The sequence below is a fragment of the Oleiphilus sp. HI0043 genome (assembly GCF_001634935.1).
In genome coordinates this window covers 1-1,123 of sequence record NZ_LWEY01001294.1, presented here as the reverse complement: position 1 = coordinate 1,123, position 1,123 = coordinate 1, and the positions used below count along the sequence as shown (strand labels likewise).

1 pseudogene is annotated in these 1,123 nt (G+C 49.0%); it reads right to left on the bottom strand.

Features of this window, described 5'->3' with window-relative positions:
• Positions 1-1,123, bottom strand: a pseudogene (locus A3729_RS16880) (bifunctional glutamine synthetase adenylyltransferase/deadenyltransferase); the annotation flags it as partial.

Here is a 1,123-nt window from a genome sequence, read left to right as displayed (position 1 = left end):
TCTCAAAACGCTGCCGTGCTTCTGGTGACATCAAGGTAAACAAGCGATGCTCTCGTAACTGTTCCAAATCACTAACACTCTGTGCAGGCGACTCATAACCTGCCTCTTGGAACATTGGCTGCAAAAGCTGTGAACGCTCTTCAGCCAGCCAAGCTGCCAACCAAGCCCTTCCTGCTTCCTCCTGATCACCATCTTCTTCAGGGTCATGCAGAAAATCGGCAAAGCATTGACTCACCGCTGAACGATGCTCATTCAGCTCTGCCTCTAAACTTGGCCAGTCTGAATAGCTCATCGACCAAGCAATACGCTGACGGCTCTCTTCTGATTCTGGAATTAACTGGGTTTGTTGGTCTGCCAAGCCTTGTATCGCATGCTCCAAATTACGCAATAGTCGATAGGCAAGTAATAAAGTATCGACCCATTCCGAGGGTAAATATTCATTTTCTTGCAATGTACGATAAACGCTTACCAAGCCCTGCTGCTGGAGGCGTTCGTCTCGGCCACCATGAATCAATTGGCAGGCCTGGGCAATAAATTCGATCTCTCGAATGCCGCCATCACCCAGCTTAATATTTTGCTCTCCACCTTTGCGGTGCATTTCAGCCATAATCATACGCTTCATATCGCGCAAGGCTTGCACAGAGGTAAAATCAGCATACTTGCGGTAAACAAAAGGGCTAATAATATCCATTAAGGCCGCGCTGGCTTCAGGGTTTGCGTCGGCATTAACGATACGCGCCTTGATCATGGCATAACGTTCCCACTCCCGTCCCTGGTTGTGATAGTAGTCTTCAAAGGAAGCGAAGTTCATCGCCAATGCGCCACTATCACCATAAGGCCGCAAGCGCATATCGACACGGAATACGAAACCCTCAGAGGTCATGGCATCCAAAGCATTGATGAGCCTTTGCCCCAGGCGCGTGAAGAAGAGCTGGTTTTCAATTGGCTTTTTGGCGTGATCGGTCTCACCAGATTCAGGATAGGCAAAAATCAGGTCGATATCGGAAGATACATTTAATTCATAAGCGCCATGTTTGCCCATCGCCAACACCAGCATGTGCTGAGGGATAGGTGCACCGCCCTCTTTTGCTCTAGAAAAAGGGGTGCCATAACGCTCGCAAAG